The organism is Mycobacterium sp. 1165178.9 (genome assembly GCF_001673555.1).
Lineage (GTDB): Bacteria > Actinomycetota > Actinomycetes > Mycobacteriales > Mycobacteriaceae > Mycobacterium.
The window spans coordinates 1-3,209 of the sequence record NZ_LZMB01000529.1; the positions used below are offsets into that span (position 1 = coordinate 1).

The following is a 3,209-nucleotide window of genomic DNA, read 5'->3' on the forward strand; positions in this document are numbered from 1 at the left end:
CAGATCTCCCACACCGAGAAGTCGAAGGCGTAGGAGTGGCATTGCGTCCACACTTGTCCCGGGGGGAGGCCGGCGCCGAGTGAGTCGAGCAGTTGGGCCACGTTCCGGTGCGTGATCGCCACCCCCTTCGGCGCACCCGTCGTGCCCGACGTGTAGATGATGTGCGCGATGTCATCGGGCGCCGGCACCGGGGGCGCGGTGCTGGGCTGGGCGTCGATAACCGGGTCATTGACATCGATGACCAGCAGGTCATGTCCGTCGAATCGGTGGTGCAGCCCCGCGGTTGTGACCGCGGCGATCGGCGCGGCATCGTCGAGCATGAATCCGATCCGCGCCGCAGGCAGCGCAGGGTCGATCGGCAGATACGCCGACCCCGTTTTGAGCACGCCCAAGATCGCCACGATCGCCTCGGCCGACCGCCGGAACAACACCGCGACGCGCTCGCCCGGGCCCGCGCCCCGAGCGGCCAGCAAGTGCGCCAATCGATTAGCGGACTCATCCAACTCGCGGTAGGTCCATCTGCGCTCGCCGCACACCAGCCCCACGGCCTCCGGTGAGCGCGCCACCTGCGCGGCGAACAGCGCCGGAACCGTGACCGGCTCGGGTGCGGGCTGGGTCAAGGCCGCGTGGTTACCGAGTTCCTTCAGACGGGCATCACCATCGCTTCCCAGCAGATCGATCGCCGAGAGCCGCCGGTTGGGTGCGGAGGCCATCGCCACCAACACCCACTGCAACCGGTCGATCAGCGTTTCGATGTCGGAGTGATCGAATACGCCGGTGTCGAATTCGACACGAAGGCCGAGTTCGTTCCCGGGCAGGACTTGCACCGTCAGCGGGTAGTGGGTGGATTCGTGCCGAGCGATATCGCCGACCGCCAGTTCCTCGTTGGCGGCCAAAGCGGCGGCATCCACGGGGTAGTTCTCATAGGCGAACAGCGTGTCGAACAGCTGCTCGTGCCCGGTGATGCGGTGGATCTCGCTGAGCGCGAGGTGCTGGTGCTCGAGCGTGTGGTTGTTCGTGCTCTGCAGTTGCTCGAGCAAGCCGGCGGCGGTGGTAGTGGGTGTGAGACGCGCCCGCACCGGCACCGTGTTGATCAACAGCCCCACCATCGAATCGGCACCGACGAGGTCGGCCGGCCTGCCCGAAACGGTGGTACCGAATGCCACATCGTGCTGGCCGGTCAGCCAGCACAGCAACTGGGCATAGGCGCCCTGCAGCACCGTATTGACCGTGGTCTGACATGACCGGGCCAAGTCACCGACGGCCCGCGTGATCTCGGCGGGCAGCCCAAAGGATGCCACGCCTCGATTACCCGACAGCCTGCGACCCGAGCTGACCAAGGCGGGGGTGTCAAAGCCGTCCAGTGCCTCGCGCCAGGCCGCGTGGGCTGCATCCAGATCACGCTCGGCCAGCCAGGTCACGAACCGGCGGTACGACCCGGAAGCGCCCAACGGCTGGCCGTGATAACTGGCAAAGATCTCCCCCATCAGGATCGGCAATGACCAGCCGTCGACCACGATGTGGTGATTGGTCAGCACAAACCGGTGCCGATCAGCGCTGATGCGCACCAATGCCACCCGGAAAGCCGGCTCGTCGGCCAGCTCACAGACCGCGGCGCGCTCGGCGGCGCACACTTGCTCGATCTGGCGATCGATCTCGACATCGCCGGACCCGGTGAGGTAGACATAGCGCCACGGCGGCCCGGGATCGGCCGGAATGACCTGCACCGGCTCGTCGAAATCCGGGTGGAAGCGTGCTACGAGATGTGGATGCCGCTTGACCACCGTGTGGATCGCGTCGCGCAGCCGGTACGGGTCGAGGGCGCCGGTCACCTCGATATTCAGCTGCATCGCGTACAGGTCAGCTGCGCTGACCTGCGCGGTGCGGGCGTGGAAGAGCAGCCCCTGCTGCAGCGGGGTCAACGGCAAAATGTCGGCGATCGCATGTTGCCGTTGCAGGTCGTCGATCTGCTGTTGGTTCAGCCCGGCGGGAGCGATGTCCGACGGGGTCAACCCACCCCCGCCGCGTCGCACGTGCGCGCAGATCCCGGCCAGGGCGTCGAACCACAACCGGCTCAACCGGGCGATCTGGCCTTCGTCCAGCGCCGACGGCGCCCACGTCCAATTGGCTTGCAGTTGCGGCCCGGTCTCGGTGTCGATGGTGCCGGCGTTGAGGTCCACGGTGTGCATCAGTGGCATCGGTATAGCCGTGGCCGCCTCGGTAACCCACAAGCCGTCCGGGCTGATTCCCCAGCCATCGCCCGACAGGTCGGCCGGCCCGCCCATGCGGCCGAAGTAGTTGAACCCGATCGGCGGGTCGGTGCCTTCCAGGTCGACCCGAGTGTTCAGGTAGCGCAGCAGTCCATAAGTGAGGCCGTCAGGGAGGGCACGAAGCTGCTCTTTGGCGTCCTTGATCACCGCCCCGAGCTCCGCGTCGCCGGCGATCACCTGCGCCCAGGACAGGCCGCCGACGGTCAACGCCACGGGGTATTTGGTGGTGAACCAACCCACCGCCCGTGACAGGTCCACACCGGAGGCCAGCTCCTCGTTGCGCCCGTGACCTTCGACGTCGATCGCGATCGGGTCGTCGCCGGTGCCCAAGAATTCCGCCATCGCCAAGGCGAACGAGATCAACAAGATCTCGTGTATGCCGGCATGGAACGCGGCGGGCACCTCACCGAGGAGCATCCGGGCCGTCTCGGCGTCGTCTAGCGATATCGACAAACGCCCGGCAGTCTCATACGTGTCGACGGACTGGACCGCCGGCAACGCCGCGGGTGTCGCCGCGATCTGCTGCCACAACTGCGCGTTTTCAACAACTTTCGAGGTACGGGCGTGCTCGTCGAGTAGCTCCGCCCAACGGGCGAACGACGTCCCGGTCACCGGAAGCCCTGTCGGCTGTCCGGCACGGTGCTGGGCCCAGGCGATATTGATGTCCTCCAACACAATTCGCCACGACACGCCGTCGACGGCCAGGTGGTGAATCATCAACACCAGTTGCCCCGTCGAGGCGGCCCACACTGCGCTGAGCATCCTGCCTGCGGCCGGGCTCAGCCGCGACCGCGCCCGTATCACCGCCTCCTCGGAGAGGACGTCTACCTGCTGCAGGCAAGAGCCGGCATCCACTGAACCGGCCTCGGGCACTCGCATCGACCACGCGCCGGTTCCATCGTCCTCGACGCGCAGCCGCAGCATGGCATGCCGATCCAG

At 66.8% G+C, this 3,209-nt stretch carries 1 protein-coding gene; it reads right to left on the reverse strand.

The features are described 5' to 3' along the window. Positions 1 to 3,209, reverse strand: a 3,209-nt coding sequence (locus A5652_RS22535; RefSeq protein WP_156745489.1) for a condensation domain-containing protein, incomplete at both ends; no start/stop codon positions are given.